This window comes from Salinimicrobium oceani (assembly GCF_012037645.1).
On sequence record NZ_JAAVJR010000234.1, the window covers coordinates 1 to 604 of the forward strand.

The 604-nt window shown below is 45.2% G+C and carries 1 pseudogene; it reads left to right on the plus strand.

Annotated features, from left to right (window positions below):
- Positions 1-604, plus strand: a pseudogene (locus HC175_RS16455) (elongation factor 4); the annotation flags it as partial.

Below are 604 nucleotides of genomic sequence, written 5' to 3' on the forward strand. Positions count from 1 at the left end.
TGGTTTCCGTTGCGGATTCCTTGGAATGCTGCACCTTGAGATCATTCAGGAGCGGTTGGAAAGGGAGTTCGATATGACTGTTATCACCACGGTTCCTAACGTATCTTACCACGCCTATACCCATAAAAACAGGGATCAGGTGATCCTGGTGAATAACCCTACCGACCTGCCGGAGCCTTCGAGCCTGGACCGCGTAGAGGAACCATATATTAAAGCCACCATCATTACCAAAGCCGATTTCGTAGGGCCGGTAATGTCGCTTTGTATCGAAAAAAGGGGACAGATCACCAACCAGACCTATTTGACCACAGATCGTGTAGAATTATCTTTTGACATGCCGCTGGCAGAGATCGTTTTTGACTTTTATGATCGCTTAAAAACTGTTTCTAAGGGTTATGCTTCTTTTGATTACTCTCCTATTGGAATGAGGGCTTCAAAACTTGTAAAAGTGGACGTGCTTCTTAACGGAAACGTAGTAGATGCACTTTCTGCACTGTTGCATGTGGACAATGCCTTTGATATAGGGAAGAAAATGTGTGAAAAGCTGAAGGAATTGATCCCGAGGCAACAATTTGATATTCCTATTCAGGCCGCTATCGGGGCG